This window comes from Rhodopseudomonas sp. BR0C11 (assembly GCF_010820945.1).
GTDB lineage: Bacteria > Pseudomonadota > Alphaproteobacteria > Rhizobiales > Xanthobacteraceae > Rhodopseudomonas > Rhodopseudomonas palustris_H.
Map to the genome: position 1 here is coordinate 1 of NZ_QTKI01000599.1, position 2,018 is coordinate 2,018.

A 2,018-nucleotide genomic window follows, 5' to 3' on the forward strand; every position below is an offset into this window, starting at 1 on the left:
CTCCGCCGCACGTCCTGGAGAAGCTGAAGGACACCCTCGGCAAGCCGCGCACCGACCGCTATTCCGCCTCCCGCGGTATCACCGGTCTCCGTAGGGCCCAGGCCGCTTATTACGATCGCCGATTCGGCGTGAAGCTGAACCCCGACACCCAGGTGGTCGCGACCCTCGGCTCCAAGGAAGGCTTCGCCAACGTCGCCCAGGCGATCACCGCCCCCGGCGACGTCGTGCTGTGCCCGAACCCGAGCTATCCGATCCACGCCTTCGGCTTCCTGATGGCGGGCGGCGTGATCCGCTCGGTGCCGTCCGAGCCGACCCCGGATTTCTTCGCCGCGGCCGAGCGGGCGATCATCCATTCGATCCCCAAGCCGATCGCGCTGATCGCCTGCTATCCGTCGAACCCGACCGCCTATGTGGCCAGCCTCGACTTCTACAAGGATCTGGTGGCGTTCGCGAAGAAGCACGAGATCATGATCCTGTCGGATCTGGCCTACGCGGAAGTGTATTTCGACGACAACAATCCGCCGCCGTCGGTGCTGCAGGTGCCGGGCGCGATGGACGTCACCGTCGAGTTCACCTCGATGTCGAAGACGTTCTCGATGGCCGGCTGGCGGATGGGCTTCGCGGTCGGCAACGAACGCATCATCGCCGCGCTGGCCCGCGTGAAGTCGTATCTCGATTACGGCGCCTTCACCCCGGTCCAGGTCGCGGCCACCGCCGCGCTGAACGGTCCGGACGACTGCATCAAGGAGATGCGCGAGACCTACAAGAAGCGCCGCGACATCCTGGTCGAGAGCTTCGGCCGCGCCGGCTGGGACATCCCGCCGCCGTCGGCGTCGATGTTCGCCTGGGCGCCGCTGCCGCCGGCCTTCCGCGAGATCGGCTCGATGCAGTTCGCCACCCTGATGGTGGAGAAGTGCGGTGTCGTGGTGTCGCCCGGCGTCGGCTTCGGCGAGCACGGCGAGGGCTTCGTCCGCATCGCGATGGTGGAAAACGAGCAGCGCATCCGCCAGGCGGCGCGCGGCGTCCGGCGCTTCCTTGAAAGCGGCGTCGAAACGTTGCACAACGTCGTGCCTCTCGCTGCTCAGCGATAGGCCCGTCATTGGGGGCCGCCCGCCGGCCTCCGGGTTCTTCCCCAAGAAACGCCGGTTCCGGCAGCAGGTCAGCGCGTCATGGTCGCGCCACTCAGAGTGGGTATTGCGGGTCTCGGCACCGTGGGTGCCGAAGTCGTCCGCGTCATCGAACGGCAGGAGCGGACCTTGTCCGCTCGCTGCGGCCGCCCCGTGCGGGTGGTCGCGGTCACCGCGCGCTCCAAGGCGAAGAAGCGCGGGCTTGATCTGTCCGGCATCAAGTGGGCCAAGAGCCCGCTGGCGATCGCCACCGATCCCGAGGTCGACTGCTTCGTCGAACTGATCGGCGGCGCCGGCGATCCCGCCGGTCCGGCGATCGAGGCGGCGCTGGCTGCCGGCAAGGCAGTGGTCACCGCCAACAAGGCGCTGATCGCCAAGCACGGCCTCAAGCTGGCGTCGCTCGCCGAGAAGCACCACGCGGCGCTGAACTACGAGGCCGCCGTCGGCGCCGCGATCCCGGTGATAAAGACGCTGCGCGAGGGGCTCGCCGGCACCGACATCGACCGGATCTACGGCATTCTCAACGGCACCTGTAACTACATCCTGACCCGGATGGAGCAGGAGGGGCTGTCGTTCGACGACTGCCTCGCCGACGCCCAGCGGCTCGGCTACGCCGAAGCCGATCCGACCTTCGATATCGACGGCCACGACACCGCGCAGAAGCTGGCGATCCTGGCCAGCCTCGCATTCGGCACCAAGGTATCGGAGAGCTCGGTTTACGTCGAAGGCATCCGCTCGATCACGCCGGAGGATCTCCGCGCGGCCGATGATCTCGGCTACCGGGTCAAGCTGCTCGGCGTCGCGGTCCGCACCGCCAAGGGCATCGAGCAGCGTGTGCATCCGACCATGGTGCCGAAGACCTCGTCGATCGCCCAGGTGATGGGCGTGACC

The 2,018-nt window shown here is 67.6% G+C and carries 2 protein-coding genes; both read left to right on the forward strand.

The annotated features are described in order from the left end of the window. A partial coding sequence (locus DYI24_RS25620) for an LL-diaminopimelate aminotransferase (protein WP_164574310.1) occupies nt 1-1,091 on the forward strand: 1,091 nt, incomplete at its 5' end. Nucleotides 1,092-1,169: 78 nt separating this feature from the next. Beyond that, on the forward strand, nt 1,170-2,018 hold an 849-nt coding region (locus DYI24_RS25625), incomplete at its 3' end, for a homoserine dehydrogenase (RefSeq protein ID WP_164574311.1).